At 60.2% G+C, this 26,445-nt stretch carries 21 protein-coding genes, 3 tRNA genes and 1 pseudogene; 3 read left to right on the forward strand and 22 right to left on the reverse strand.

All coding sequences use genetic code 11. The annotated features are described in order from the left end of the window. Window positions 1-4: 4 nt before the first annotated feature. Window positions 5-946: a 1-phosphofructokinase gene (gene pfkB, locus Q1W70_RS06230; protein ID WP_166591391.1), complete on the reverse strand. Its 942-nt coding sequence runs from the start codon at window positions 944-946 to the stop codon at window positions 5-7. Continuing rightward, window positions 946-3,807 carry a phosphoenolpyruvate--protein phosphotransferase gene (gene ptsP, locus Q1W70_RS06235; protein WP_166591392.1) on the reverse strand — a complete coding sequence of 954 codons (2,862 nt, stop codon included), beginning with the start codon at window positions 3,805-3,807 and terminating at the stop codon, window positions 946-948. The genes pfkB and ptsP overlap by 1 nt, the downstream gene beginning before the upstream one ends. Window positions 3,808-4,111: 304 nt before the next feature. On the opposite strand from ptsP, the gene cra reads away from it, so the two are divergent. Together cra and Q1W70_RS06245 are read left to right on the forward strand one after the other, a co-directional pair. Then, window positions 4,112-5,107 (forward strand): catabolite repressor/activator, encoded by a 996-nt coding sequence (gene cra / locus Q1W70_RS06240; protein ID WP_166591393.1) that lies wholly within the window; start codon window positions 4,112-4,114, stop codon window positions 5,105-5,107. A gap of 3 nt (window positions 5,108-5,110) precedes the next feature. After that, complete coding sequence (locus tag Q1W70_RS06245; RefSeq protein WP_166591394.1) at window positions 5,111-5,887, forward strand: TatD family hydrolase; 777 nt, start codon at window positions 5,111-5,113, stop codon at window positions 5,885-5,887. A 4-nt stretch (window positions 5,888-5,891) separates the two neighbouring features. Here the strand turns inward: Q1W70_RS06245 and Q1W70_RS06250 are convergent, their stop codons facing one another. From Q1W70_RS06250 to ampD, 4 genes are all read right to left on the reverse strand, one after another. Next, window positions 5,892-6,278, reverse strand: coding sequence for a hypothetical protein (locus Q1W70_RS06250; RefSeq protein ID WP_166591395.1), 387 nt, complete (start codon window positions 6,276-6,278; stop codon window positions 5,892-5,894). A gap of 177 nt (window positions 6,279-6,455) precedes the next feature. Beyond that, window positions 6,456-8,486, reverse strand: a complete 2,031-nt coding sequence (locus tag Q1W70_RS06255) for a methyl-accepting chemotaxis protein (protein WP_166591396.1) — start codon at window positions 8,484-8,486, stop codon at window positions 6,456-6,458. A gap of 192 nt (window positions 8,487-8,678) precedes the next feature. After that, complete coding sequence (ampE, locus tag Q1W70_RS06260) at window positions 8,679-9,515, reverse strand: regulatory signaling modulator protein AmpE (protein ID WP_166591397.1); 837 nt, start codon at window positions 9,513-9,515, stop codon at window positions 8,679-8,681. Next, on the reverse strand, window positions 9,512-10,072 hold the full coding sequence (gene ampD, locus Q1W70_RS06265) for a 1,6-anhydro-N-acetylmuramyl-L-alanine amidase AmpD (protein ID WP_166591398.1): 561 nt from the start codon (window positions 10,070-10,072) through the stop codon (window positions 9,512-9,514). Before ampD ends, ampE begins: the two co-directional genes overlap by 4 nt. A gap of 180 nt (window positions 10,073-10,252) precedes the next feature. Here ampD and nadC point away from each other — a divergent pair. Next, a pseudogene (nadC, locus tag Q1W70_RS06270) lies at window positions 10,253-11,102 on the forward strand (carboxylating nicotinate-nucleotide diphosphorylase). Window positions 11,103-11,184: 82 nt separating this feature from the next. Here nadC and Q1W70_RS06275 read toward each other — a convergent pair. From Q1W70_RS06275 to ftsH, 16 genes are all read right to left on the reverse strand, one after another. Continuing rightward, entirely contained in the window at window positions 11,185-11,490 is a 306-nt protein-coding gene (locus Q1W70_RS06275; RefSeq protein WP_166591399.1) for a DUF6388 family protein, read from the reverse strand. A 134-nt stretch (window positions 11,491-11,624) separates the two neighbouring features. Beyond that, a tRNA-Thr gene (locus Q1W70_RS06280) sits at window positions 11,625-11,700 on the reverse strand. A 139-nt stretch (window positions 11,701-11,839) separates the two neighbouring features. Next, window positions 11,840-13,945 (reverse strand): polyribonucleotide nucleotidyltransferase, encoded by a 2,106-nt coding sequence (gene pnp, locus Q1W70_RS06285; protein WP_166591400.1) that lies wholly within the window; start codon window positions 13,943-13,945, stop codon window positions 11,840-11,842. A 205-nt stretch (window positions 13,946-14,150) separates the two neighbouring features. Then, entirely contained in the window at window positions 14,151-14,420 is a 270-nt protein-coding gene (gene rpsO, locus Q1W70_RS06290) for a 30S ribosomal protein S15 (protein WP_166591401.1), read from the reverse strand. A gap of 117 nt (window positions 14,421-14,537) precedes the next feature. Further along, on the reverse strand, window positions 14,538-15,455 hold the full coding sequence (gene truB / locus Q1W70_RS06295; RefSeq protein ID WP_182343493.1) for a tRNA pseudouridine(55) synthase TruB: 918 nt from the start codon (window positions 15,453-15,455) through the stop codon (window positions 14,538-14,540). Window positions 15,456-15,458: 3 nt separating this feature from the next. After that, window positions 15,459-15,860 carry a 30S ribosome-binding factor RbfA gene (gene rbfA, locus Q1W70_RS06300; RefSeq protein WP_095169461.1) on the reverse strand — a complete coding sequence of 134 codons (402 nt, stop codon included), beginning with the start codon at window positions 15,858-15,860 and terminating at the stop codon, window positions 15,459-15,461. A 159-nt stretch (window positions 15,861-16,019) separates the two neighbouring features. Beyond that, window positions 16,020-18,545 carry a translation initiation factor IF-2 gene (infB, locus tag Q1W70_RS06305; RefSeq protein ID WP_166591403.1) on the reverse strand — a complete coding sequence of 842 codons (2,526 nt, stop codon included), beginning with the start codon at window positions 18,543-18,545 and terminating at the stop codon, window positions 16,020-16,022. 26 nt (window positions 18,546-18,571) lie between these two features. Next, window positions 18,572-20,053: a transcription termination factor NusA gene (gene nusA, locus Q1W70_RS06310; protein WP_071485563.1), complete on the reverse strand. Its 1,482-nt coding sequence runs from the start codon at window positions 20,051-20,053 to the stop codon at window positions 18,572-18,574. A gap of 59 nt (window positions 20,054-20,112) precedes the next feature. Beyond that, entirely contained in the window at window positions 20,113-20,571 is a 459-nt protein-coding gene (gene rimP / locus Q1W70_RS06315; protein WP_159987310.1) for a ribosome maturation factor RimP, read from the reverse strand. Between the two features lie 138 nt (window positions 20,572-20,709). Further along, window positions 20,710-20,786: transfer RNA gene (locus tag Q1W70_RS06320), tRNA-Met, on the reverse strand. Window positions 20,787-20,882: 96 nt separating this feature from the next. Beyond that, a tRNA-Leu gene (locus Q1W70_RS06325) sits at window positions 20,883-20,968 on the reverse strand. A 22-nt stretch (window positions 20,969-20,990) separates the two neighbouring features. Then, on the reverse strand, window positions 20,991-21,374 hold the full coding sequence (gene secG / locus Q1W70_RS06330) for a preprotein translocase subunit SecG (RefSeq protein ID WP_081786369.1): 384 nt from the start codon (window positions 21,372-21,374) through the stop codon (window positions 20,991-20,993). Between the two features lie 4 nt (window positions 21,375-21,378). Next, entirely contained in the window at window positions 21,379-22,134 is a 756-nt protein-coding gene (tpiA, locus tag Q1W70_RS06335) for a triose-phosphate isomerase (RefSeq protein WP_166591404.1), read from the reverse strand. A gap of 66 nt (window positions 22,135-22,200) precedes the next feature. Continuing rightward, window positions 22,201-23,538, reverse strand: a complete 1,338-nt coding sequence (gene glmM / locus Q1W70_RS06340; protein WP_182343489.1) for a phosphoglucosamine mutase — start codon at window positions 23,536-23,538, stop codon at window positions 22,201-22,203. Between the two features lie 16 nt (window positions 23,539-23,554). Beyond that, window positions 23,555-24,406, reverse strand: coding sequence for a dihydropteroate synthase (gene folP, locus Q1W70_RS06345; RefSeq protein ID WP_302098684.1), 852 nt, complete (start codon window positions 24,404-24,406; stop codon window positions 23,555-23,557). A gap of 8 nt (window positions 24,407-24,414) precedes the next feature. Continuing rightward, window positions 24,415-26,325: an ATP-dependent zinc metalloprotease FtsH gene (gene ftsH / locus Q1W70_RS06350; RefSeq protein ID WP_166591407.1), complete on the reverse strand. Its 1,911-nt coding sequence runs from the start codon at window positions 26,323-26,325 to the stop codon at window positions 24,415-24,417. Window positions 26,326-26,445 lie beyond the last annotated feature (120 nt).

Here is a 26,445-nt window from a genome sequence, read left to right on the forward strand (position 1 = left end):
CCTCTTATTGTTCTGTCAGGGGGCGAACACGCACCGCCTGTTCAAGCTGCGCCAACTGCGCCGTGTCGTGGATGCCAAAACCAATCTGGGTCACCGCCTGCGCGGCAATCGCGGTGGCGGTACGCAGCGTCTGCTCCGGGGTGTCGGCACTGAGCAGGCCGTGCAACATGCCCGCGAGCAAGGAGTCGCCCGCCCCCACCGTGCTGGCCACGCTGACCCTGGGCGGCGTGGCATGCAGCGCCGAGCCGACACTGAACCAGTTGACCCCATCGGCGCCGTGGGAAATCACCACGTGTTCGATGCCTTGCGCGTGCAAGCGGCTCGCCGCTTCGGCCTGGGCCGCCAGCGACAGCACCTCGCAATCAAGCACCTCGGCCAGTTCTTCGGTGTTGGGCTTGATCAACCACGGACCCGCCGCCAGCCCTGCGCGCAGCGCTTCACCGCTGGTATCCAGGGCGACCTTCAGGCCCTTGGCCTTGAGCCGGCGCAACAGCGCCTGCAACCACTGGGCGCTGACGCCACGGGGCAGGCTGCCGGCGATGACCACCGCCGCATGCCCGGGAGCAATCTGCTCCAGCCGATCAAGCAGGGCCTGCTGCGCCACCGCACTGATCACCGGGCCAGGACCATTGAGGTCGGTGATGCGCCCGTCGTCTTCGGCCAGCTTGATGTTGCTGCGGGTTTCCCCGGGGACGCGGACAAAGGCATCGACAAAACCGCGACGGGCGAACAACGCCTCGAACGCTTGCAGATTGTCCTCGCCGAGAAAGCCGCTGACGGTCACTTGGTGCCCCAGGTCGGCCAACACCTGCGCCACATTCACGCCTTTACCGGCGGCGTGGGTGTGCATGGCGGTGCTGCGATTGACCTGACCGGGCGCCAGCAGCGGCACCTGCACCGTGAGGTCCAGGGCCGGGTTGAGGGTCAGGGTTAAGATGCGTGCCATTACAGCGCCTCCACTAATTCACGCACGTCTTGTGCGCTGCCCACGGCCAATGCCTGTTGGGCCATTTGTTGTACCTGTACCAGGCTCAGTTCACGCACCCGCGCCTTGACCTCGGCGATGCTGCGCGCGCCGACGCTCAATTCGTCCACCCCCAGCCCGACCAGCACCGGTACCGCCAGCGGGTCCGCGGCCAGTTCGCCGCACACGCCCACCCATTTGCCATGGGCATGGGCCGCGCGCACGGTGATGTCGATCAGTTGCAGGACCGCCGGGTGCAGGCCATCGGCCTGGGCCGACAAGGTCGGGTGACCACGGTCGATGGCCAGGGTGTATTGCGTCAGGTCGTTGGTGCCGACGCTGAAGAAATCGACTTCACGGGCCAGGACCGGCGCCAGCAATGCAGCCGACGGCACCTCGATCATGATCCCCAATTGCAGGTCGGCCACCGGGATTTCCAGGCGCAGGCGCTCGGTCATCTCCCGCGCCTGCCGCCACTCGTCGACGCTGCCGACCATGGGGAACATGATCCGCAGCGGGCGGTTGTCAGCGGCGCGCAACAAGGCGCGCAGTTGCCCCTCCATGATCTGCGGGCGCTGCAGGGTCAAACGAATGCCGCGTACACCGAGGAAAGGGTTTTCTTCCTTGGCGATCGGCCAGTACGGCAACGGCTTGTCACCGCCGACATCGAGGGTGCGCACCACCAGGGGACGTCCGCCCAGGCCATCGAGCACCCGCCGGTATTCGGCTTCCTGGGTGGCTTCATCCGGGGCTTGCGGATGGGCCATGAAAATCAGCTCAGTGCGCAGCAAGCCGATGCCTTCGGCGCCCTGTTCCACGGCGCTGGCCACTCCGGCGCTTTCGCCGATGTTGGCGAACACTTCCACGGCATGCCCGTCGCGGGTCAGGGCCGGTTGGTGGCGTTGTTCGGCGGCAGCCTTGAGGCGCTGCTCACGGGTATCGCGTTCCTGGCTGGCGCGCTGCAAGGTCGCGGCATCGGCGTCGACATGCAACCGCCCGCGCTGGCCATCGAGCAGCAGCGGCGTGCCCGGAGCCAGCAGCAACACGGCCGCACCGGCGCCGACCAGCGCCGGAATCCCCAGCGCGCGGGCGACAATGGCGCTGTGGGCCGTAGCGCCGCCACGGGCGGTGAGGATGCCCGCCACGCGGGCCGGATCCAGGCGGGCCACATCCGAGGGGCCGACTTCGTCCATCACCAGGATGTAGGGTTGCTCCGGCTCGCTTGGGGTCGGGATGCCACACAGTTGCGCCAGCACCCGGCGGCCGATGTCGCGCAAGTCCGCGGCCCGTTCGGCAAGCAAGGCATCCTGCAATGACTCCTGCTGCCGGGCCGCCGCCTCGATCACAGCCATCCAGGCCGCTTCAGCGCTTTCACCCTGTTTCAGGCGCGTACCGACTTCGTCCGTCAACTCCGGGTCGTCGAGCATTTCCTGGTGGGTGATGAAAATCTCGCGAATGGCCTTGGCCTTGCTGCGCTGGATCAAGCCTTCGATGTCGCGGCGTACTTCGGCCAGTGCAGCGTGCAGACGCTCGCGCTCGATCGCCGTGGACTCGCCGCGCAATGGGTAATCAATGGTTTGCTGGACCTGGATATGAGCAGGACCGATAGCAATTCCGGGGGCCGCGGCAATTGCCTGGATCAGGCTGCCGGAAGCCGGCGCCACCAGCACCGTGGTGATATCGGCGACGACGGGCGGCTGTGCGCTGATGGCGGGCAAGGGTTCGACTTCTTCACCCAGGCCCTCTTCGATCGCCGCCAACAAGGCCGGCAGCGCGTCATTGGCAATGCTCGGCTCGGCGATCAGTTCCAGCACCTGGCCACGGCGGGCGCCCAGGCTCAACAATTTGCTCAGGCTTTTCACCGAGACGGCACTGTCCTGGCCGTCGACGATGCGCACGCGAATCTCGCCGTCAAAACTTTTCGCCAGTTGCGCCAGGACCTTCGCCGGCCGGGCATGCAGGCCGTGGGCGTTGGCCAGGGCGATGCGGGCGCTTGGCCAATCGGCTGGCAACTCGCCGCCCAGCACTTCGAGCACCGCGCGCCGGCTGGTGGCGCGGCCCAATTCGTGGCCACGACCTTCAATCAGCAATGCGCACAGGCGTTCCAGCAAGGCCTGGTGGGCCTCGCCGAGGCTGGCCAGGCAGAACAGTCCGCTCAGCGGTTGGCCGAGGTAACGGATCGGCTTGTCCGGGGTGACAAAGGCCAGGCCCGGACGCTTGACCGTTTGTTCGCTGTGCAACCACCACAGCCCATCGCCCAGCGGCAATGCCTCGACTTGTTGCAAGACCGCCGAGAAACCATTGCTCACGCAGTCGGCCTGGCGCAACAAGCGCGCGCCACGCCACACCAGCTCTTCAAAATCGTCGGCGGACACGCCCAGGCCGATCATCTGCGCATCCAGCGCCAGTTCCTGCGGCGCCCCCTGCAACAGTTTGAGCAGGGCTTCGGCGGTACTGGCGCGGCGCAAGGCCTGGCCCAGGTCGGTTTCACCGAGGGCACGGGTCAGCAGTTGCAGCAGGCGCAGATGCTCATCGGACTTGGCCGCGATACCGATCGCCAGGTAAACGATCTGCCCGTCGCCCCAGTCCACGCCGTCGGGGAACTGCAGCAGGCGCACGCCGGTGGTGTGCACCAGCTCGCGGGTATCCGGAGTGCCATGGGGGATGGCAATGCCTTGACCGAGAAAGGTCGAGCCCTGGGCCTCCCGTGCTTGCAACCCGCTGAGGTAACCCTCGGCCACCAGGCCATCGGCAACCAGTTTGTCAGCCAGCAGGTGCAATGCAGCGGCTTTATCCACAGCGCTCTGGCCCATGGATATCTGCTCTATGGTGAGCTCGAGCATGCGTTCTCCTTTTTGGTGCCTTGGGGCACCAGGTATTGTTTTGAATGAATCAGCTTAGGCGTTTATCCGTGCACTTTTTCAGGGCATTGTTTGGCGGTTTCGCGGCAGCCCGGACAAAAATAGCCAATAGTGCAGAAAATACGCCTGCTGAATCGTTTAATCTAGATCAAATGGCACGTTACTCGATAATCTCTCAGGCTTGAAGTCCAACCGGTCGATTGCGTGCGACATTGGTCGGCTGCCTTATTCAGGTAGGATTGGCGAAAATGTCGGGGCACGCTCGAAAAAACAAGGAACTCCCGAGTTGAAACTCAGTGATATCGCCCAGCTCGCCGGTGTGTCCGTGACCACCGCCAGCTACGTCATCAATGGCAAGGCCGAACAGCAGCGCATCAGCAGTGCCACCGTCGAGCGCGTACGCGCGGTGGTCGAACAGCACGGCTTCACCCCCAATCCGCAGGCGGCCGGGTTGCGCAGTCGGCACACCCGAACCCTGGGTTTCATCCTGCCGGACCTGGAAAACCCCAGTTACGCCCGCATCGCCAAGCTCCTGGAGCAAGGTGCGCGGGCCCGTGGCTACCAGTTGTTGATTGCCAGCTCCGACGACGCCCCGGACAGCGAGCGCCAGTTGCTCCAGCTGTTTCGTGCGCGCCGCTGTGATGCGCTGTTTGTCGCCAGTTGCCTGCCGGCCGGCGATGACAGTTATCGCCAGTTGCAGGCCAAGGGTTTACCCATCATTGCCATCGACCGGGTCATGGAGCCCGAGCATTTCTGTTCGGTGATCAGTGATGACCGCGAAGCCAGCCTGCAGCTCACCCGCAGCCTGTTGACACCGGCGCCCCGGCAGATCGTGCTGATCGGCGCACGACCCGAACTGAGCATCAGCCAGGAGCGTGCCGACGGGTTCAAGCAGGCGCTGGTCGATTTTCAGGGCCAGGTGCTGATCGAACACAGCGAGTCATTCAGCCGCGACGGTGGTCGGCAGTTGATGGAGGAGTTGTTGCAGCGTCTCGGGCATTTGCCGGATGCACTGGTGACCACCTCCTACGTCCTGCTGCAGGGTGTGTTTGATGCCCTGCATGACTTCCCGCTGAAGAACCGGCCGCTGCGCCTGGGGACCTTTGGTGACACCCAGTTGCTGGACTTCCTGCCCCTGCCGGTCAACGCCATGGCGCAGCAGCATCAACTGATTGCCGAAAAGGCCCTGCAACTGGCCCTCGCGGCCATCGAAGAGGCCCACTACCAGCCTGGCGTCCAGGCCATCGCGCGGACCTTCAAGCAGCGCATTCACCAGGACTGAGCCGTGGAGCTGATCGACAGCCACACCCATCTGGACTTTGCCGACTTCGACGCCGACCGCCAGGCGCTGCTGGCGCAAAGCCGCGCGCTGGGGGTCAAGCGCATGGTGGTGCTGGGGGTGTATCAGGCTAACTGGCAGCGCGTCTGGGACCTGGTGCAAAGTGACCCGGACCTGCACGCCGCATTCGGCCTGCACCCGGTCTATCTCGATCAGCATCGCCCCGCCGACCTGACTGAACTGGCGGACTGGCTGACCCGCCTGGCCGGTCATCGGCAACTGTGCGCGGTGGGCGAGATTGGCCTGGATTTTTTTCTCCCAAGCCTGGATCGCCAGCGCCAGCAGGCGCTGTTTGAAGCACAGCTGCAACTGGCCAGGGACTGTGGGCTACCGGCGCTGCTGCACGTGCGCCGCAGTCATGCGGCGGTCATCGCCACCTTGAAACGCTTCAAGCTGCCCCGCGGCGGGATCATCCACGCCTTTGCCGGCAGCCAGGAAGAAGCCCGAGAATACGTGAAGCTTGGCTTCAAGCTCGGCCTGGGCGGGGCCGCCACCTGGCCACAAGCCCTGCGCATGCACAAGGTGATCGCCGGGCTGCCGCTGGATTCGGTGGTCCTGGAAACCGATTCGCCGGACATGGCGCCCGCCATGTACCCCGGCCAACGCAATAGCCCGGCTCACCTGCCGGCGATTTGCACGGCACTGGCCGGGATCATGGCCATCAGCCCCGAACAATTGGCCGCGGCCAGCACCGCCAATGCCTGCCGGCTGTTCAATTGGTGACCGCTCAGGCGTGCGCCTTGGCGGCCTGCAGTACCAGTTTCAGGTGTTGCCGCTGCCGCGCATAGCGCATCGCCACGAAGTAGATGAACAGTGCCAACAGCGACACATTCAGTTGCTCGATGCCCGTCAACAGCCCCAGCCACTCCATCACCAGGGCCACCAGCAAGGCGCTGGCGATCATCACCCGCAGACTCGCGCGCAGCAGGGTCAGTGAATCCAGGGCCTTGAGGCGCTTGAGTTCGGCAGGACCGCTGATCTGCAGGCTTTTCTGGCAGTGATGACAGGTAAATGCTTCGTTGATTGCCATGGCATTCAGTTGCCAGGGCTTGAGCATCAGGGTGACCTGGCAATGGACACATTGCCCGGTGATTCCTGGGGAGGTAGCCGTCATGAGTGTGATCCTCGTGGCAGTGGCGCATTCGCGGGTGCAAGTAAACCCGCGAACGTCAGCTCATTGAAGACTAAAATCCCGGGCGCGCCGTGATTTCGGACTGAGGCCACAGATAAGAGAAACGTGTACTACGGAGTATTCGGAATCAGGCCGACACCGTTGGCTTGATTCCGACACTCACACTCGAAAAGCACTGATCAAGTGTTTCAACTGCACCACCTGGGCCGACAACGCACGGCTGGCGTCCTCGGTCTGGTGCGCCCCTTCGGCGGTGCGCTCGCCGGCGCGGTTGATCTCGACGATGTTGCGGTCGATATCGTGGGCCACCGCCGTCTGCTGCTCGACCGCCGCGGCAATCTGCTGGTTCTGATCGACAATCATGCCCACCGCCCCAAGGATGTTGGCCAAGGCTTTCTGCACCTTGTCCGACTGCCCCACCGTGCCACTGGCCATCTGGTGGCTGATCCCCATGGCCTTGACCGCTGCGCCCACGCCATTGTGCAGCCTGGCGATCATCTGCTCGATTTCCTCGGTCGATTGCTGAGTACGCTTGGCCAGGGTGCGAACCTCATCGGCCACCACCGCGAACCCACGCCCCTGCTCACCGGCACGGGCGGCCTCGATGGCCGCATTGAGGGCCAGCAGGTTGGTCTGCTCGGCAATGCTCTTGATCACTTCCAGCACCCGGCTGATGGACTGGCTGTCACTGGCCAACTGGTTGATCACCAGCACCGACGCGTCGATCTCATGGGCCAACTGCGCAATGCTGCCCTGCTGGGACTCCACCAGCCCACGGCCGCTGATGGTTTCGTCGTTGACGCTTTGCGCGCTGTTCACCGCTGTCGCGGCACTGCGTGCGACTTCCTGGGCGGTGGCTGACATCTGGTTCATCGCCGTGGCCACCTGCTCGATCTGCGAGCGCTGCCCGGCCACTGCCTGATTGCTGCGGGCCGACACGGTCTCTACCTGGCCGGCCTGACGCTCGACTTCGTTGACGGTTTGCCCCACCAGTTCGATCAGGTCGTGAATTTTCGCCACCGTGCCATTGAATACCTTGCCCAGTTCCCCCAGTTCGTCGCGGCTGTGGGCGGTGAAGGTGACGGTCATGTCGCCTGCAGCGACTTTGTCCATCACCGCACCGAGGCGCTTGAGGGTGGTGCGCGTGGAAACGTAGAAACCGCCGTAGAGGTAGAAAATCAGCACGAACACCACCGACAGGGCCACGGCCTGCAGGATCATGTGCGTGCGGTTCTGTTCAAGGCGTTGCTGTAACTGCACGCCGAGAAAGCTCAGGGTTGCGTCGTTGAGTTGATAGGTCTGTTGCATCAGGGCGCTGACCTGGTCGTAGAAACCCTGCCAGGGCGCATCGAGGGTATCGGCCATCACCACCTGTTCCTCGAACAGTTCGCTGGCTTGCTTGAGCGTGGCCTGGCTGGCTGTGGCGGGCGGTTCCAGCACCTGCCGCGCCGCATTGCTGGCGCCCAGCGCGTCCTGCAGCTTGAGGGCGTACTCGGCCTGGAGCTTTTCGATCTGGGCCAGCAGTTCATCGAAGCGGGTGGAGGATGCCGAATTGAGGAACCCCTGCCCCAGGGAAAACGCGCCCATGGCCCGGCCGTCGCCGAGGATCTGGGTAATGCGTGGGGTGACGTTGGTCAGCAGTTCGCTCAGTTGGCGGATATCGCTCTGGTTGTCGCGGCTCAGGCCCGCCTGGCTGCTGATGATCTGGCCAAAGATCTGCGCATTGCCCAGCAACTTGGCGATCATCGCGCTTTTGCTCTGCAGGGACTTCTCCGTTTGCTGGGCCTTGAACGCGGCAAGCATCTCATCGCGCTTGGCCTCGAACACCCGGACATGCTCCGGGTCGTCGCTCATGGCGCTCAGACCCTGCAGGCGGGCCAGGACCTGTTGCTCCAGGGCGCTGATTTTCGTTTCGATGTCGCCGGCCTTGCCCGACTGCCCCAGGGTCGAATTGATCTGCACCAGATTGTTCAGGGTCTCCAGGTCGCGCCGCAACGCCAGGCCACTGCCCAGCAGGTCGAGGCTCTGCAATTCAATGCGGGTGCCCTGAAATTCGCGATAGGAATCGCGTACCAGGTAGAAGTTGGTCACCAGCATTGGCAGCAGGAACAGCACACTGATCAGGCTGAACTTCATGCCGAAGCTCAGGCGATTCATCAGTGCCACGGCGGGATAGAGCAAACTCTTCACAAGAAGTCCCCCTTTGTATTTCTTATTTTTATCGGCAGGCACGCAGAGGAAGCAGATAGCCACTACGGCGCGCTGCTTCTGTATAGCTTAAATCGGCAGGAGTCTTTGTAACTTAAGGTTAACGAGCCGCAGGCTGGGTTGGCGACCGCCGTGCGGTCGGACGCCGCCTGCGGCCGTCGCTTCGAGATACCGTTAGACCAGGACGGTCCAGAGGGCGAACCCGGCGTACCAGACCACGGCGGCGCGCAGCAGCAATTCCCACAGTTGGTCCAGGCTGTTGATGCCCTCGGGGCCCGCGACGGGGGCGGGGATTTCACCCGCGACCTTGCCGGTTTTCTCGATCAACTGCGCGGCGCTGATGTTCCAGTTCAGCAATTCATGGAGCATCACCCGGCTGACCGCGACAAAGTTGCCCACCAGGGCAAAACTCGCGGCCAGCAGGCGCACCGGCAACCAGTCGAAGGCATGGCGCAACTGCGCCGCACGTTCGGCCAGCGCCGGCTGCTGGCTGTGCTCGGCCGCCAGGGCCAGCAAGCGATAACTCAACGCCGCGACCGGACCCAGCAGGAAGTACCAGAAAATCACCGCAAAAAAGCTCTGGTAGGCCTGCCACAACAAACGGGCTTGCACCTGTTGCAGCAATTGCTCACCGCTGTCGGCACAAATCCCCAGGTCTCGCTGGGCGACGTGGGCGGCGGCTTGCAGGTCTTCCCGGCGCCAGGCATCGCGAAACGGCCCCAGTTCACCCAGCAGGTCGCCCCGTCCCAGGCTGTAGATCACCACCAGCAAATGCACCGGCAAGGCCAGCAGACCGTAGGCGACCGGGTCGAGCACCAGTAGCAATAAGCCCAGCAGGGCCACCGGCAGCAACACCAGCAGGGCCAGCACCAGCCAGGGCTGGCGGCTGAGCCGTGGATGGCTTTCAAGCTTGGCCAACTCGCGCAGCCAACCGCTGTCGCGCTGTACCCGGTGGCGCAACGCCGAGAATTTCTCGATCCACACGGCCAGCAGTAACACCACAAAACTCATTGTCCTTCCCCTTGTGCCAGGGCAGCGCGGTAACGCGTCCAGTCGAACGCCGGCCCCGGGTCAGTCTTGCGTCCAGGCGCGATGTCGCTGTGGCCCTGGATACGTTCAGTGGAGATCGCCGCAAACGTGCCCTGCAACTCCAGGGTCAAGGCTGTCAGCGCCTGGTACTGGGCGTCGGTGAACGGCAGATCATCGGTGCCCTCCAGCTCGATGCCCAGGGAAAAATCATTACAACCTTCACGCCCCTCGAACAGCGAAACACCGGCGTGCCAGGCCCGCTCGAGACAAGAGACAAACTGGGTGACGCCGCCGTCACGCTCGATCAGAAAATGCGCTGACACGCGCAGGTGGGCGATCCCTTCAAAATAGGGGTGTTCGGTGACATCCAGGCGATTCTGGAAAAACTCCTGCACCTTGCCCGTGGCGAACTGCGCCGGCGGCAGGCTGATGTTGTGGATCACCAGCAGGGAAATTTCGCCCGTGGGGCGCGCATTGAAGTTGGGTGACGGGCAATGACGCACACCTTCAAACCAACCACTCGCGGGGTCCAACTGCATACAGGTTCCTTCAACAACGGCTTTGACAGGCTCCAGTATGCCGCGATCACCCCACAGGTGCGATCACTTGCCGCGATTGAGGCGCTGCCTGCGGCGTAATGACCCGGCCAGGCATTTGTGATCTTGGGTTCACTCCCGGCATGGCCCTATAATCGCGACACTTTGTTTGTGGAGCCCGTTATGCCGAATCTACGCCTGGCCGACCTGACCGCCGAAATCGAAGCCAATGTGCGCCGTGCGCTGCTGGAAGACATCGGTAGCGGCGACATCACTGCACAACTGATCCCGGCCGAGCGCCTGGCCAAAGCCACCATCATTACCCGTGACGCGGCTGTCATCAGTGGCACCGCCTGGGTCGATGCGGTGTTTCGCCAACTGGATCCGCGCGTGGCGGTGCACTGGCAGGTGCGCGACGGTGAGCGGGTGAACCCCAATCAACCGTTGTTTCATCTCGAAGGCCCTGCCCGTTCGCTGCTGACCGGTGAGCGCAGTGCGCTGAACTTCCTGCAGACTGCTGTCGGGGGTCGCCACTCGCGCCCAGTACCTGGCCGACTTCGTCGCCCAGACCCAGGTCAAGCTACTGGACACCCGCAAGACGCTGCCTGGGCTGCGCCTGGCGCAAAAGTATGCCGTGACCTGTGGTGGCTGCCATAACCATCGTATCGGCCTGTACGACGCCTTCCTGATCAAGGAAAACCATATCGCTGCCAGTGGCGGCATCGCCCAGGCCATTGCCGCCGCGCACAAGATCGCCCCGGGCAAACCGGTGGAGGTGGAAGTGGAAAGCCTGGCGGAGCTCAAGGAAGCGTTGGCGGCCGGTGCCGATATCATCATGCTTGATGAGCTGAGCCTGGATGATATGCGCGAAGCGGTACGCCTGAACGGCGGCAAGGCGAAACTGGAGGCCAGTGGTGGGATCAACGAAAGTACGCTGCTGCCAATCGCCGCGACCGGCGTTGACTATATTTCGATTGGTGCGCTGACCAAGGATGTGAAGGCGATCGACCTGTCGATGCGCTTGAGCCTCTGAGGAGCAGTTACAAGCGGCAAGCGACAAGGTGCAGCGGATCTGCCTTGACTTGTCGCTTGCTGCTTGAAGCGTGAATCTGCTTTCAAACCACCAGATTGTTCATCTCGCAGTACTCTTGCCACTCGACGCCCAACACTTCGGCAGCCTCCTTGTGCAGAACAAGGCGCGCAGCCTCGAACTCTTCAGGGGTTGAGGTGTACTTGAGCGTCAATTCCCACGGCTGCAAGCCCTGGGATTCTGCCTCGTCTTCGAAGGCCCACTGGATCTGGTCTTTCTGATCGTCGGCACTCAGGTCCTTGATCTCTTCCGCCAGTTGCGGCGACTCCAGCAGGTAGGACTGCAGCGCTTGTTCGTGCCTGGCTTCTTGGGTCAATGCGTTAACGGTCATGGCGTTCTCTTTGATCTGAGGAATGGAAGATGGATCTGGATCATCAAGGATCTCTCTGACGCAAATAAACCGCGTGTTGCCTGGTGTATCTGGCCTTCAGAACCATTCGGGATCATTTGAAAACAGGTACTGCCTGGTGCCCGAGACAGGAATCGAACCTGCGACCTTCGCGTTACGAGTGCGCTGCTCTACCGACTGAGCTACACGGGCGGTGGGCTAAACCTAGCACTGACTTTGGGGTCAGGCAACTTCCCCAGCGATGTCAATTTCCTGCAGGCAAAAAAATACCCCGCAGCTTCCACTGCGGGGCATTTCTCAGAACGTTGAAGCGGTCAGGCGAAGGGCGTGATTAAACGCCCGAAGCCTTGGCTGCTGCTACGTCTTTGATGGACAGCTTGATACGGCCGCGGTTGTCCACGTCCAGTACCAGTACTTCCACTTCCTGGCCTTCTTTGAGGATGTCGGTCACTTTCTCTACGCGAGCGTCGCTCAGCATCGAGATGTGAACCAGACCGTCCTTGCCTGGCAGGATGTTGACGAATGCGCCGAAGTCGACGATGCGCTCAACCTTGCCCACGTAGATCTTGCCGATCTCGGCTTCTGCGGTGATGCCCAGGACGCGCTGACGAGCAGCTTCAGCCGCTTCCTTGGTTTCGCCGAAGATCTTGATCGAACCGTCGTCTTCGATGTCGATCGAAGCCTTGGTTTCTTCACAGATCGCACGAATGGTCGCGCCGCCTTTACCGATGACATCACGGATTTTGTCGGTGTCGATTTTCATCGCGATCATGGTCGGAGCATTTTCCGACAGTTCAGTGCGGGACTGACCAATGATCTGGTTCATCTGACCGAGGATGTTCAGGCGCGCTTCCAGGGCTTGGCCCAGAGCGATCTCCATGATTTCTTCGGTGATGCCCTTGATCTTGATGTCCATCTGCAGCGCGGTCACACCTTTGGCGGTACCGGCTACCTTGAAGTCCATGTCGCCCAGGTGGTCTTCGTCACCCAGGATGTCGGTCAGGACGGCGAACTTCTCGCCTTCTTTAACCAGACCCATGGCGATACCGGCAACCGGCGCCTTCATTGGCACACCAGCGTCCATCAGGGCCAGGGAAGCGCCGCAAACGGAAGCCATGGAGCTGGAACCGTTGGATTCGGTGATTTCCGATACCACGCGGATGGTGTACGGGAACACGTCGGCAGCAGGCAGCATGGCGGCGATCGAACGACGGGCCAGGCGGCCGTGACCGATTTCGCGACGACCAGCGCCACCCATGCGACCACACTCACCTACCGAGAACGGAGGGAAGTTGTAGTGCAGCATGAACGGGTCTTTTTTCTCGCCTTCCAGGGTGTCCAGCAGTTGTGCGTCACGGGCGGTGCCCAGCGTTGCAACGACCAGGGCCTGGGTTTCGCCACGGGTGAACAGTGCCGAACCGTGGGTCTTTGGCAGAACGCCGACTTCGATGTTCAGCGGACGTACGGTCTTGGTGTCGCGACCATCGATACGTGGCTTGCCGTTGACGATGTTTTCGCGAACGGTGCGGTATTCGATTTCGCCGAAAGCGGCTTTGACTTCAGCGGAAGTCGGTTGGCCTTCTTCACCGGACAGCTTGGCGACGACCTGGTCTTTCAGTTCGCCCAGGCGAGCGTAACGGTCGGCCTTGATGGTGATGGTGTAGGCCTGGGAGATGGCTTCACCGAACTCGGCACGGATAGCGCCCAGAAGTGCGGTGGCTTCAGGCTGTGGAGCCCAGGTCCAGGTCGGTTTGGCGGCTTCGGCGGCCAGTTCCTTGACGGCGTTGATCACCACCTGGAACTCGTCGTGAGCAAACAGTACCGCGCCCAGCATCTGGTCTTCGGTCAGCTCTTTGGCTTCCGATTCAACCATCAATACCGCTTCCGAAGTACCGGCAACGACCATGTCCAGGCTCGAAGCTTTCTGTTGTTCGTAAGTCGGGTTCAGCAGGTAGCCGGTGCTTTCGTGGAACGCAACGCGGGCAGCGCCGATCGGGCCATCGAAAGGAATGCCGGAGATGGCCAGGGCGGCCGAAGTACCGATCATCGCAGCGATGTCCGGATCGGTCTTCTTGCTGGTGGAAACGACGGTGCAGACAACCTGCACTTCGTTCATGAAGCCTTCTGGGAACAGCGGACGGATCGGACGGTCGATCAGTCGGGAAGTCAGGGTTTCTTTCTCGGAAGGACGGCCTTCACGCTTGAAGAAACCGCCAGGGATCTTACCGGCAGCGTAAGTCTTTTCCTGGTAGTGAACAGACAGAGGGAAGAAGCCTTTGCCTGGATCGGCTTGCTTGGCGCCAACCACGGTCACCAATACGCTGACGTCGTCGTCAACGGTGACCAATACTGCGCCGGAGGCCTGACGGGCGATACGGCCAGTCTCGAGGGTAACGGTCGACTGACCGAACTGGAATTTTTTGATTACCGGGTTCACGGTGTCCTACCTTCTTTGTGGCTCTTGGGGGAACTGGTTTCTTGCGAAATTCTTGGGCAACGCCGGGAATCGGCCCGACTCTATTGTCCAGGTGCTACTCAGGTAATGCAGGTTCCAGATAAAACTTGAGGCTGGGAGCCTGCCATGCGCCAGCGGGGAACCCACTGGCGCACGACAGACAACCAACCTCTAGCGCAATCGCTTATTAGCGACGCAGACCCAGGCGACCGATCAGAGTCTGATAACGACTCAGATCCTTGCCTTTCAGGTAGTCCAGCAGCTTACGACGCTGGTTTACCATGCGGATCAGACCACGACGGGAGTGGTGATCTTTACCGTTGGCCTTGAAGTGACCTTGCAGCTTGTTGATGTTGTGGGTCAGCAGTGCAACTTGCACTTCTGGCGAACCAGTGTCACCAACAGCTTGCTGGTAGTCAGCTACGATTTGAGCTTTTTCTTGAACGTCGAGAGCCATGAGGCAATCCTTTTATCAGGAAACTGTTTCAGAAAAACAGTTTCAACAGGCCAGGGACAAATCCCTGTATCTAAAAATGAGTAGTGACCGTGCCTGTTAACAGCCACCCTCGTCCGGTCATTCTGACCGAATCAGTCGACGTGGCGCGATGCGCCCGTCTTCGCTCACTTCACCGATACCGATGAAGCGACCATTGTGATCCTGTACCCGTACCATGCCGAACTTCGGTGCATCCGGGGCGCGTACCGGCTGGCCGTTGAGCCAGTAGAACGAGCTGTGCTCCGAGAACTGCAGCAGTGGCCAATCCAGCAGGCCGCTGTCCGATGGCATCAGGAAACGGTCAACCGCTTCGTTGCCGCCTTCGGCATGTACCGCTTCCAACTCTTCCAGCGTGACCGTCTGGGCCAGGCTGAATGGACCGGCCTGGGTACGTCGCAGTTCTGCCACGTAAGCGCCACAGCCGAGCTGCTCACCAATATCCTCCACCAGGGTACGGATATAGGTGCCTTTGCTGCAATCTACGGCAAAGCGCGCAGTATCACCTTCAAAGGCCAGCAATTCCAAGCGCGCAATAGTAACAGATCGCGGTTCGCGCTCCACCACTTCGCCTGCTCGTGCCAGCTTGTACAACGGCTGGCCATCGCGTTTGAGGGCTGAGTACATCGGCGGTATCTGACTGATTTTCCCGCGAAAATTGGGCAATACCGCTTCGATATCGGTGCGACCAACGGTCACCGGGCGTTCCTGCAAAACTTCACCCTCGGCATCCGCCGTGGTGGTGGTCTTGCCCAATTGCGCCAGGGTTTCATAACCCTTGTCGGAATCGAGCAGGTATTGCGAGAACTTGGTGGCCTCGCCGAAGCACAGCGGCAACACGCCGGTGGCCAACGGGTCGAGACTGCCGGTGTGGCCAGCCTTTTCGGCATTGAGCAACCAGCGCACCTTCTGCAAGGCAGCGTTGGAGGTGAACCCCAACGGCTTGTCGAGCAGGATGATGCCGCTGACGTTACGACGGATACGTTTGACCTGAGCCACCGATTACTCCTTGGTGTCTTCGGTTTCTGCCGCGACCGGGTGCTGATTGTCTTCAGCCACGGCGCGTTCGATCAATGCCGACAGATGGGCACCACGTACGACACTTTCGTCATAGTGGAAGTGCAGCTGGGGAACGCTGCGCAGTTTCATCTCGCGGGCCAGCTGCATACGCAGGAAGCCTGCAGCCGAGTTCAGCACCTTGATGCTCTGTGCGATGTCCTCGGCACTGTCCTGGCCCATCACGGTGATGAAGATCTTGGCGTGACCGACGTCACGGCTGACTTCAACAGCGGTAATGGTGACCAGGCCAACACGTGGGTCTTTGACTTCACGACGGATCAGTTGTGCCAGCTCGCGCTGCATCTGATCGCCGATACGTTGGGTACGGCTGTATTCTTTTGCCATGTCTTGTTACCTGTAACTGCCTCACGGTGAAACCCGTGTGGTCTGAAAGCGGCAAACGCCCGGCCTGACAGAAGCCAGACCGGGCGTTGCGTTTAGAGTCCGGGCGATGCGCCGTGCATTTGCATGCGGCTGCCCATCACGGCTCTTGAAGTGCGCGAGTTAGAGGCTGCGAGCAACCTGAACCTTCTCGAAGACTTCGATCTTGTCACCGACTTTGACGTCGTTGTAGCTCTTCACGCCGATACCGCATTCCATGCCGGCACGTACTTCGGAAGCGTCATCCTTGAAGCGGCGCAGGGATTCCAGCTCGCCTTCGAAGATAACGATGTCTTCACGCAGTACACGGATTGGACGGTTGCGGTGCACAACACCTTCAACAACCATGCAACCGGCGATCGCGCCAAACTTCGGCGAACGGAACACGTCGCGGACTTCAGCAATACCCAGGATGTTCTCCCGGACGTCGCTGCCAAGCATGCCGGTCAGGGCTTTCTTGACGTCTTCGATGATGTCGTAGATCACGTTGTAGTAACGCATATCCAGGCCTTCCTGCTCGACGATCTTGCGCGCGCCAGCATCGGCACGCACGTTGAAGCCGAACAGTACAGCGTTGGAGGCCAGTGCCAGGTTGGCGTCGGACTCGGTGATACCACCGACACCGCCACCCACTACACGCACTTGCACTTCGTCGTTACCCAGGCCGTTCAAGGCACCGTTCAACGCTTCCAACGAACCACGAACGTCAGATTTGAGGACGATGTTAAGCGTCTTCTTCTCTTCCTGGCCCATGTTCTCGAAGATGTTTTCCAGCTTGCCTGCGTGAGCACGAGCCAGTTTGACTTCACGGAACTTGCCTTGACGGAACAGAGCCACTTCACGGGCTTTCTTCTCGTCGGCAACCACGCTCATCTCATCGCCAGCGTCCGGGGTACCGTCCAGGCCGAGGATCTCGACAGGGATGGAAGGACCGGCTTCCTTGATTGGCTTGCCGTTCTCGTCGAGCATGGCACGTACACGGCCATAGTTCGAACCGACCAGGACCATGTCGCCTTGACGCAGGGTACCGTCTTGAACCAGAACGGTTGCAACCGGGCCACGACCTTTGTCGAGACGCGATTCAACCACAACACCACGACCTGGGGCCGACGGGGTTGCTTTCAGTTCGAGAACTTCGGCTTGCAGCAGAACAGCTTCGAGCAGTTCGTCTACGCCGGTACCGACTTTCGCCGAAACCGAAACGAATGGCGTATCACCGCCCCACTCTTCCGACGTCACGCCGTGAACCGACAGTTCGCTACGGATGCGATCGAGATCGGCGCCCGGCTTGTCGATTTTGTTCACTGCAACGACCAGAGGAACACCAGCGGCCTTGGCGTGCTGGACAGCTTCAATGGTCTGCGGCATCACGCCGTCGTCCGCTGCAACGACCAGGATCACGATGTCGGTCGCCTTGGCACCACGGGCACGCATGGCGGTAAACGCGGCGTGACCTGGGGTGTCGAGGAAGGTGACCATGCCGCGTTCGGTTTCAACGTGGTAGGCACCGATGTGCTGGGTGATACCGCCGGCTTCGCCTGCAGCTACCTTGGCACGACGGATGTAGTCGAGCAGCGAGGTCTTACCATGGTCAACGTGGCCCATTACGGTCACGACTGGCGCACGGGAGAAGGTCTCGCCTTCAAACTTCAGGGACTCGGCCAGGGAATCTTCCAGGGCGGTGTCGCTGACCAGGGTCACTTTGTGGCCCAGCTCTTCAGCAACCAGTTGGGCAGTTTCCTGGTCCAGTACCTGGTTGATGGTCGCTGGGGTACCCAGTTTGAACATGAACTTGATGATTTCAGCAGCCTTGACCGACATCTGCTGGGCGAGATCGCCCACAGTGATGGTCTCGCCGATCTTCACTTCACGCACGACAGGGCCGGTTGGGCTCTGGAAACCGTGGGCGTTGCGTTTTTTCAGCTTGGCCTTGCCGCGACCACCGCGACGGAAGCTGTCGCTTTCTTCGTCGGTCGTGCGTGGCGCAACACGTGGAGCAGGCGCTTTTTCCTTGACCGAAGCACGATGCGGAGCGTTTTTGCGCTCACCATCGCCACTGCCACGACGATTGTTATCGTCTGCACGTGGTTTGTCCGGACGGCGCTGTTCGTTCTGCTTGTTACGAACGTCAGCAGACGGTGCTGGAGCAGCAGCCACCGGTGCGCTCTCACGCACTGGCTCGGCAGCTGCAGCAGGCGCTGCAACAGCGTCGGAAGCAGCGGTTTGCGCAGCAGCAGGCTGGCGACGCGCTTCTTCTTCGGCGCGACGCTTGGCTTCTTCTTCAGCCTTCTGACGTGCAGCATTTTCTACTGCGCGACGTTCTTCCAGTTCGCGTTTGCGCTCGGCTTCGATTTCTTCCGGGCTGCGCTGTACGAAGACTTTCTTCTTGCGTACTTCAACGCTGATGCTTTTGCTGCCAGCAACACGCAGGGTGCTGGTGGTTTTACGCTGCAACGTGATCTTGCGCGGTTCTTCCACTTTCGCCTTGTGGCTGCTTTTCAAGTGAGTCAGCAAAGATTGCTTCTCACTATCGGTCACATGTTCCTCGGCGGCGGTGTGCGGCAGACCTGCCTCACGCATCTGCTGCAGCAGGCGCTCTACCGGTGTTTTGACCTCATCGGCCAGTTGTTTCACCGTGACTTGCGTCATGCACTTCTCTCCTCAGGCCGCGCCTATTACTCGAACCAATGGGCTCGGGCGGCCATGATCAACTTGCCGGCACGATCATCGTCAATGCCGTCGATGTCGAGCAGGTCGTCAATAGACTGCTCGGCCAGGTCTTCGCGGGTAATTACGCCGCGCACCGCCAGTTCCATCGCCAAATCCTTGTCCATACCCTCAAGCGAGAGCAGGTCTTCGGCCGGATGGGCGTCTGCCAGCTTTTCCTCAGTAGCGATGGCTTTAGTCAACAAACGATCCTTGGCCCGAGCGCGAAGCTCGTTGACGGTGTCTTCGTCAAAGCCGTCGATGTTGAGCATTTCTTCCAACGGTACGTAGGCAATCTCTTCCAGGCTGGTGAAGCCTTCATCTACCAGCACCTGTGCCAGATCTTCGTCGACTTCCAGCTCGTCGATGAAGTTGCGCAGGATGTCGCCGGTTTCTGCTTGCTGCTTAGCCTGGATGTCCGATTCGGTCATCACGTTCAGGGTCCAGCCAGTCAGCTGGCTAGCCAGACGCACGTTCTGACCACCGCGACCGATGGCCTGAGCCAGATTGTCTGCGCCAACGGCGATGTCCATTGCATGGGCATCTTCGTCAACGATAATTGCCGCAACCTCAGCCGGGGACATGGCGTTGATTACGAACTGCGCCGGGTTGTCGTCCCACAGGACGATATCCACACGCTCACCGCCCAATTCACCGGACACTGCCTGGACACGCGAACCGCGCATACCAATGCACGCGCCCTGCGGGTCGATGCGTTTGTCTTTCGAGCGGACCGCGATCTTGGCACGCGAACCCGGGTCACGGGAGGCAGCCATTACTTCGATCAGGCCTTCAGCGATTTCCGGCACTTCAATGCGGAACAACTCGATCAGCATTTCCGGCGCGGTACGCGACAGGATCAGCTGCGGGCCGCGGTTTTCAGTGCGGATTTCCTTGAGCAGCGCACGCAGACGCACGCCCACCCGGAAGGTTTCGCGAGAAATGATGTCTTCACGGGCCAGCAACGCTTCAGCGTTGTTACCCAGATCGACGATCACGTTGTCGCGGGTGACTTTCTTCACGGTGCCGGAGATGATTTCCCCCAGGCGCTCGCGATAGGCATCAACCACTTGTGCGCGTTCTGCTTCGCGAACTTTCTGCACAATGACTTGCTTGGCAGTCTGTGCCGCGATACGGCCGAATTCGATCGACTCGATCTTCTCTTCGACGACATCGCCTACCTGGGCGCCCGGATGCGTTTGCGCAACCTTGCTCGGCCAGGTTTCGATGGCCGGGTCGTCCAGGTCTGCTTCTTCAACGACCGTCCAGCGACGGAAAGTCTCGTAAGCACCGGTGTGGCGATTGATTTCCACACGCAGATCGACTTCGTCCTCGAACCGCTTCTTGGTAGCAGTGGCCAGAGCCAGCTCCAGCGCTTCAAAAATTACGTTAGCCGGTACGCCCTTTTCATTGGATACCGACTCAACAACCAGCAGTACTTCTTTGCTCATCGTACGCCTCGCCTTTCGCAAGCCATTGGATCCGCGGGATCCGCAGTTTCTGGCACGTCTCAGTCAAAACTGGGAATAATGTTGGCCTTGTCGATCATATCGATCGGCAACAGGAACTCATGGTCTTCAACCTGCACCACGACGTCCTGCTCTTCTACGCCGCGCAGAAGGCCCTGAAAGTTGCGTCGACCTTCAAAAGGCGAGCGCAGCTTGATCTTCACTTGTTCACCGGCAAATTTTGCAAACTGCTCAATAGTGAACAGCGGGCGTTCCATGCCAGGCGAGGAAACTTCAAGGGTGTATTCAACGGCGATTGGATCTTCAACATCCAGCACACCGCTGATCTGACGGCTGACGATGGCGCAATCGTCCACCAGCACGCCGCCCTCTTTATCGATATAAACGCGCAACATTGAGTGGCGACCTTGAGCCGAAAACTCAATACCCCAGCATTCATAGCCTAGGGCCACGACCACCGGGGCCAGCAAGGCCTGCAACTGTTCTAGCTTGCTCGACACCTGAACCCCCTCGTGCATGTATGTGCATGCTTTGCAAAATAAAAAAATGGGCGAAAAGCCCATCCCTGAAACGCCGTCGAATAGCGGCGTTGAAAGTGTCCAGCTAACAAAAAGCCCCTTAAAAGGGGCTCCTGAAACTGGTTGCGGGGGCCGGATTTGAACCGACGACCTTCGGGTTATGAGCCCGACGAGCTACCAGACTGCTCCACCCCGCGACAAAGCTGGGGCGGAAGTATACGACCGATCCCTGACAGGGTCAATGTAACCTTCCACCTACAAGAAAGCCCGCAACAGCGGGCTCTCCTGATAATTGGTACCGAGAAGGGGACTCGAACCCCTACACCCTATGGGCACAACCACCTCAAGGTTGCGTGTCTACCAATTCCACCACCTCGGCAATACTACGTTTGAAACCCTTCTTACTTTTGCTCTTGAGCTGGAGGTACGTCAGTCGCATTGGTTGCCGACTTTTGCTCTTCAAGCACCGGTACATCATCAGAAGCCGGCTTTTGCACTGGTACTTCGAGAACCGCTGGGTTTGGCAAACCTACTTGAGTCAGCTGATGAGCTTTCTCTTTAGCAAAGTAACCTAACCCTAAGCTAGTTATGAAGAAACCTGCGGCAAGTATAGCAGTAAACTTACTAAGAAAGGTAGAGGAACCTTGGCTTCCGAACACAGTATTTGAAGCACCTGCTCCGAAAGACGCGCCAGCGTCCGCACCTTTACCCTGCTGCAGCAATACCAGAGCAACTACGCCCAATGCACCCAGCAGATGAAAAACGACTACGACTGTTTCCAGCATTTTCTCAGTTTCCCGCGGCACGAATAATCGCACCGAACTCATCTGCATTCAGGGAAGCTCCACCAATGAGCCCCCCATCGATATCCGGCATGCCGAACAGTTCGACCGCATTGGCCGCCTTCACGCTGCCGCCGTATAGAAGCCGCACACCTTGTGCGACCTCAGAATTCTTTGCCGCCAACTGCGCGCGAATGGCTGCATGCACATCCTGCGCTTGTTGCGGCGAAGCAGTCAGCCCGGTGCCAATGGCCCAGACCGGCTCGTAAGCAATGACTGCCTTGGCAAAGACACCAACACCCAGCTCCTCGATGATGCTGTCCAGCTGACGCCCGACAACTTCAAGAGTTTGTCCGGCTTCACGCTGCTCGAGGGTTTCCCCTACACACAACACCGGGGTCAAGCCACATGCCTGTGCCGCTGCGAACTTGCGAATGAGCATTCCGTCTCGCTCGCCCATTATCTGGCGGCGTTCGGAGTGCCCTACAAGCACCAAGGAACATCCTGCGTCCACCAACTGACTCGGCGCAACCTCACCTGTCAGCGCACCTTGCTTGGATTCCACCGCAGAATTCTGCGCGCCGACCGAAATCGACTTACCTTCCAGGCCATCAACCACTTGGTTGATAAACAAGCAGGGCGGGAATACCGCGACATCAACACCGCTTGGCAAGGCCAGATGACCAAGGCCTTCGATCAGCTCAGCGACGCTGGCGCGGGTACCGTGCATCTTCCAGTTACCAGCTACCATAGGGCGACGCATGCTTTACCTCGTCGGTCAAAGTGGGCGCAGATGTTACCCAACCACATCATTGCTGGCAAGCCGAATTCAGGCAGAAACTTCAGCAACCAGTTTTGCCAGCTCTTCAGCGTACCCACGAACCAGGCTTTCGTCCTCGCCTTCGACCATGACACGCACCAGCGGCTCAGTACCAGACTTGCGCAGCAAGACCCGGCCACGACCCGCCATTGCCTTGGTAACGCGAGCGCTGGCCTCCTTGACGGCCGCGTGCTCCACAGGATTTACCCCCCCTGCAAAACGCACATTGATCAATACCTGAGGGCATTTGCGTAGTGCCTGGCGCGCCTGGGCGAGACCTTCATCGCGATCTTTCAAGGCCATCAACACCTGCAACGCTGCAATGATCGCATCACCGGTGGTGGTGTGATTGAAGCAAACGATATGCCCGGAATTTTCACCCCCGACCTTCCAGCCGCGCTCCAACAGGTCCGCGATCACGTAACGGTCACCGACATTGGCTCGCACAAACGGGATCTTCAGCTCTTCCAGGGCCAACTCCAGCCCCAGGTTACTCATCAGCGTGCCCACCACCCCGCCCTGCAGGGTGCCACGCTCGTGCAGATCACGGGCAATGATGTACAACAGCTCATCACCGTCGACAATCGCACCGGTGTGATCGACCATCAGCACCCGATCGCCATCACCGTCGAAGGCGATGCCCAGGTCGGCATGCTCAGCCAGGACCGCAGCCTGCAACTGCCCCATATGGGTCGAGCCGCAGTTGTCGTTGATGTTCAGGCCATTGGGTTGTGCAGAGAGCACCACCACTTCAGCACCCAGCTCGCGAAAGACACTCGGCGCGACCTTGTACACCGCGCCATGGGCGCAATCGATGACAATCTTCAGCCCGGAGAAACTGGTGCCAGTGGGCACACTGCTTTTGCAGAATTCAATGTAGCGACCGGATGCATCGTTGATACGCGACACCTTGCCGATCTTGTTCGACTCGACCACGGTCATCGGGGTATCGAGCAGTTCTTCGATCATCAGCTCGATGTCGTCCGGCAGCTTGGTGCCCTGCCCGGAGAAAAACTTGATGCCGTTATCGTCATGAGGATTGTGCGAAGCACTGATCACGATGCCGGCTTCAGCATGGAAGGTACGCGTCAGGTAGGCGATGGCGGGCGTAGGCATCGGCCCCAGCAGCATCACATCTGCCCCGGCGGACGTCAGTCCTGCCTCGAGTGCCGATTCGAACATGTATCCCGAGATACGCGTGTCCTTGCCCACCAGGACTTTGCAGGCGCCCATTTTCCGGAACGCCATGCCTGCAGCCCAGCCGAGCTTGAGCATGAAGTCAGGTGTAATCGGGTAGGTACCGACCCGACCACGAATACCGTCGGTGCCAAAATATTTTTTACTCATAAGTACTCCATCATTCTTATTCGGCTGATTCTACCGCTGTGATCATCCGTACCACATCCATCGTTTCGGCGACGTCATGCACGCGCAGGATTCGCGCCCCCTTGACCATCGCCAGCGCCGCGAGGGCAAGACCGCCATGCAGTCGCTCGCCAACCGGGCGATTAAGCGCCTGCCCTATCATGCTTTTGCGAGACACCCCAACCAGCAGCGGGCGCCCCAATGCATGCAAGGCCTCCATATGCTTGAACAGGCTCAGGTTGTGCTGCAGGTTTTTGGCAAACCCAAACCCGGGATCCAGAATGATCCGCTCGGCAGGGATACCGACCGCAGCGCACTGCACCATGCGCTCGGCGAGAAAGTCTGCGACTTCCCGCGTTACATCAGCATAGTGAGGATTGTCCTGCATATCTCCCGGCTCGCCGAGCATGTGCATCAGACACACCGGCAGACCGGTAGCGGCAGCGGCATCCAGCGCGCCGTCTCGCCGCAGCGAGCGAACGTCATTGATCAACCCCGCACCCAGGCGCGCACTTTCCCGCATGACCGCAGGCGTGGAGGTATCGACCGAGATAATCACATCTAGTTCACGGTGCAGGCGCTCGACAATCGGCGCTACACGCTCGAGCTCCTCCAACGGTGAGACCGCCCGCGCACCCGGCCGAGTCGACTCACCACCGACGTCGATCAAGGTAGCGCCCGCGGACACCATCGCCTCGGCATGCTTCAGGGCAGCATCGAGCTGACTGAAACGACCGCCGTCGGAGAAAGAATCAGGAGTGACGTTGAGAATGCCCATGACATGCGTATGGGCCAAATCAAGAACCCGGTTGCCGCAAGGCAACCGGGTCGAGGACTGTACAAGAGTCATTTCAAACCTTAGACGTCAGCAGCAGGGCCGCCGATAGGGGTTTGCGGACGCTCGTCCTGGACTACAGGAGGCGTACCGGAAGTGCCGGCACCACCGGACCAGTCACGCGGCTCACGCGGCGTACGGCCCGCCATGATGTCGTCGATCTGATCGGCATCGATGGTTTCGTACTTCATCAAGGCGTCGGCCATCGCGTCGAGCTTGTCGCGATTGTCCGTCAGGATCTGCTTGGCGGTGCCGTAGCACTGGTCAATGATGCTGCGCACTTCGGAGTCGATCAGCTTCGCCGTCTCGCCCGAGAAACTGGCGTGCTGACCACCGCCGCCACGACCGAGGAATACTTCACCCTCTTCTTCGGCGTACATCAGAGGACCGAGTTTTTCCGACAGGCCCCACTTGGTCACCATGTTCCGCGCAATCTGGCTTGCACGCATGATGTCGTTCGAGGCACCAGTGGTGACGCCGTCGAAGCCTAGCGTCATCTCTTCAGCGATACGACCACCATACAGCGAGCAAATCTGACTGATCAGCGCTCGCTTGGACAGGCTGTAACGATCCTCTTCCGGCAGGAACATGGTCACACCCAGCGCACGACCACGGGGAATGATCGAGACCTTGTAGACCGGATCGTGCTCAGGCACGACCCGCCCGACAATTGCGTGACCGGCTTCGTGATAAGCAGTGTTGCGCTTCTCTTTCTCGGACATGACCATGGATTTGCGCTCGGCGCCCATCATGATCTTGTCCTTGGCCAGTTCGAATTCCTTCATCTCGACGATGCGCTTGCCGGTACGGGCAGCGAACAGCGATGCCTCGTTCACCAAGTTGGCCAGGTCGGCACCGGAGAAACCCGGGGTACCACGGGCGATCACCGCTGGAGCGACGTCGTCGCCCATTGGCACTTTACGCATGTGAACCTTGAGGATCTGCTCGCGGCCGCGGATGTCTGGCAGGCCAACCACCACCTGGCGGTCGAAACGGCCCGGACGCAGCAGCGCTGGGTCGAGCACATCAGGACGGTTGGTCGCGGCAATGACGATGATGCCGTCATTCATTTCGAAGCCATCCATCTCCACCAGCAACTGGTTGAGGGTCTGCTCACGCTCGTCGTGACCACCCCCCATGCCAGCACCACGGTGGCGACCGACAGCGTCGATTTCATCGATGAAGATGATGCAAGGTGCGTGTTTTTTAGCCTGTTCGAACATATCGCGAACACGGCTGGCACCCACACCTACGAACATTTCAACGAAATCGGAACCGGAGATAGTGAAGAACGGCACCTTGGCTTCACCAGCAATGGCCTTGGCCAGCAGGGTCTTACCGGTACCTGGCGGGCCAACCATCAGCACGCCACGGGGAATGCGGCCGCCCAGGCGCTGGAATTTGCCCGGGTCACGCAGGAACTCGACCAACTCGCCGACTTCTTCCTTGGCTTCGTCGCAACCAGCAACGTCAGCCAGGGTGGTCTTCACCTGATCTTCGGAGAGCAGGCGCGCCTTGCTCTTGCCGAAGCTCATCGGACCGCCCTTGCCACCTGCACCGCCTTGCATCTGGCGCATGAAGAACATGAACACGGCGATGATCACCAGGATCGGGAAGCTGGCAACCAGCAGTTGGGTCCAGATACTTTGCTGCTCAGGCTGCTTGCCTTCGACTACCACGTGGTTATCCACGAGGTCTCCGATCAGACCGTTGTCCTGAATGGCTGGACGAATGGTCTTGAAGCTGTCGCCATCAGTGCGCTTGCCAGTGATGACATAGCCATCCACGGCTACGCGCTCGACCTTGCCATCCTTGACCTGCTGGATGAAGTCGGAATAGTTGAGGGTCTGTGGCTCGTTAGGGCTGGAGAAGTTGTTCATCACCGTCACCAGGACAGCCGCGATGATCAACCACAGGATAAGATTCTTTGCCATATCGTTCAATTAACTACCCTCTGAAGCAAGCTCCGCAACTGGCGCGCGCTTCGCATGATATTCACCGGCCTAACTTACTACATTACCTACAGCTCTGGCAGGCGCCGTCTGTAACCCTTT

This window comes from Pseudomonas kielensis, from assembly GCF_030505375.1.
Classification (GTDB): domain Bacteria; phylum Pseudomonadota; class Gammaproteobacteria; order Pseudomonadales; family Pseudomonadaceae; genus Aquipseudomonas; species Aquipseudomonas kielensis.

Bases quoted from the DNA above. Each gene is read 5' to 3' on its own strand.
- pfkB (WP_166591391.1), bottom strand. From the start codon at position 946: ATGGCACGCATCTTAACCCTGACCCTCAACCCGGCCCTGGACCTCACG.
- ptsP (WP_166591392.1), bottom strand. From the start codon at position 3,807: ATGCTCGAGCTCACCATAGAGCAGATATCCATGGGCCAGAGCGCTGTG.
- Q1W70_RS06250 (WP_166591395.1), bottom strand. From the start codon at position 6,278: ATGACGGCTACCTCCCCAGGAATCACCGGGCAATGTGTCCATTGCCAG.
- ampE (WP_166591397.1), bottom strand. From the start codon at position 9,515: ATGAGTTTTGTGGTGTTACTGCTGGCCGTGTGGATCGAGAAATTCTCG.
- ampD (WP_166591398.1), bottom strand. From the start codon at position 10,072: ATGCAGTTGGACCCCGCGAGTGGTTGGTTTGAAGGTGTGCGTCATTGC.
- Q1W70_RS06275 (WP_166591399.1), bottom strand. From the start codon at position 11,490: ATGACCGTTAACGCATTGACCCAAGAAGCCAGGCACGAACAAGCGCTG.
- rpsO (WP_166591401.1), bottom strand. From the start codon at position 14,420: ATGGCTCTCGACGTTCAAGAAAAAGCTCAAATCGTAGCTGACTACCAG.
- rbfA (WP_095169461.1), bottom strand. From the start codon at position 15,860: ATGGCAAAAGAATACAGCCGTACCCAACGTATCGGCGATCAGATGCAG.
- infB (WP_166591403.1), bottom strand. From the start codon at position 18,545: ATGACGCAAGTCACGGTGAAACAACTGGCCGATGAGGTCAAAACACCG.
- nusA (WP_071485563.1), bottom strand. From the start codon at position 20,053: ATGAGCAAAGAAGTACTGCTGGTTGTTGAGTCGGTATCCAATGAAAAG.
- secG (WP_081786369.1), bottom strand. From the start codon at position 21,374: ATGCTGGAAACAGTCGTAGTCGTTTTTCATCTGCTGGGTGCATTGGGC.
- tpiA (WP_166591404.1), bottom strand. From the start codon at position 22,134: ATGCGTCGCCCTATGGTAGCTGGTAACTGGAAGATGCACGGTACCCGC.
- glmM (WP_182343489.1), bottom strand. From the start codon at position 23,538: ATGAGTAAAAAATATTTTGGCACCGACGGTATTCGTGGTCGGGTCGGT.
- folP (WP_302098684.1), bottom strand. From the start codon at position 24,406: ATGACTCTTGTACAGTCCTCGACCCGGTTGCCTTGCGGCAACCGGGTT.
- ftsH (WP_166591407.1), bottom strand. From the start codon at position 26,325: ATGGCAAAGAATCTTATCCTGTGGTTGATCATCGCGGCTGTCCTGGTG.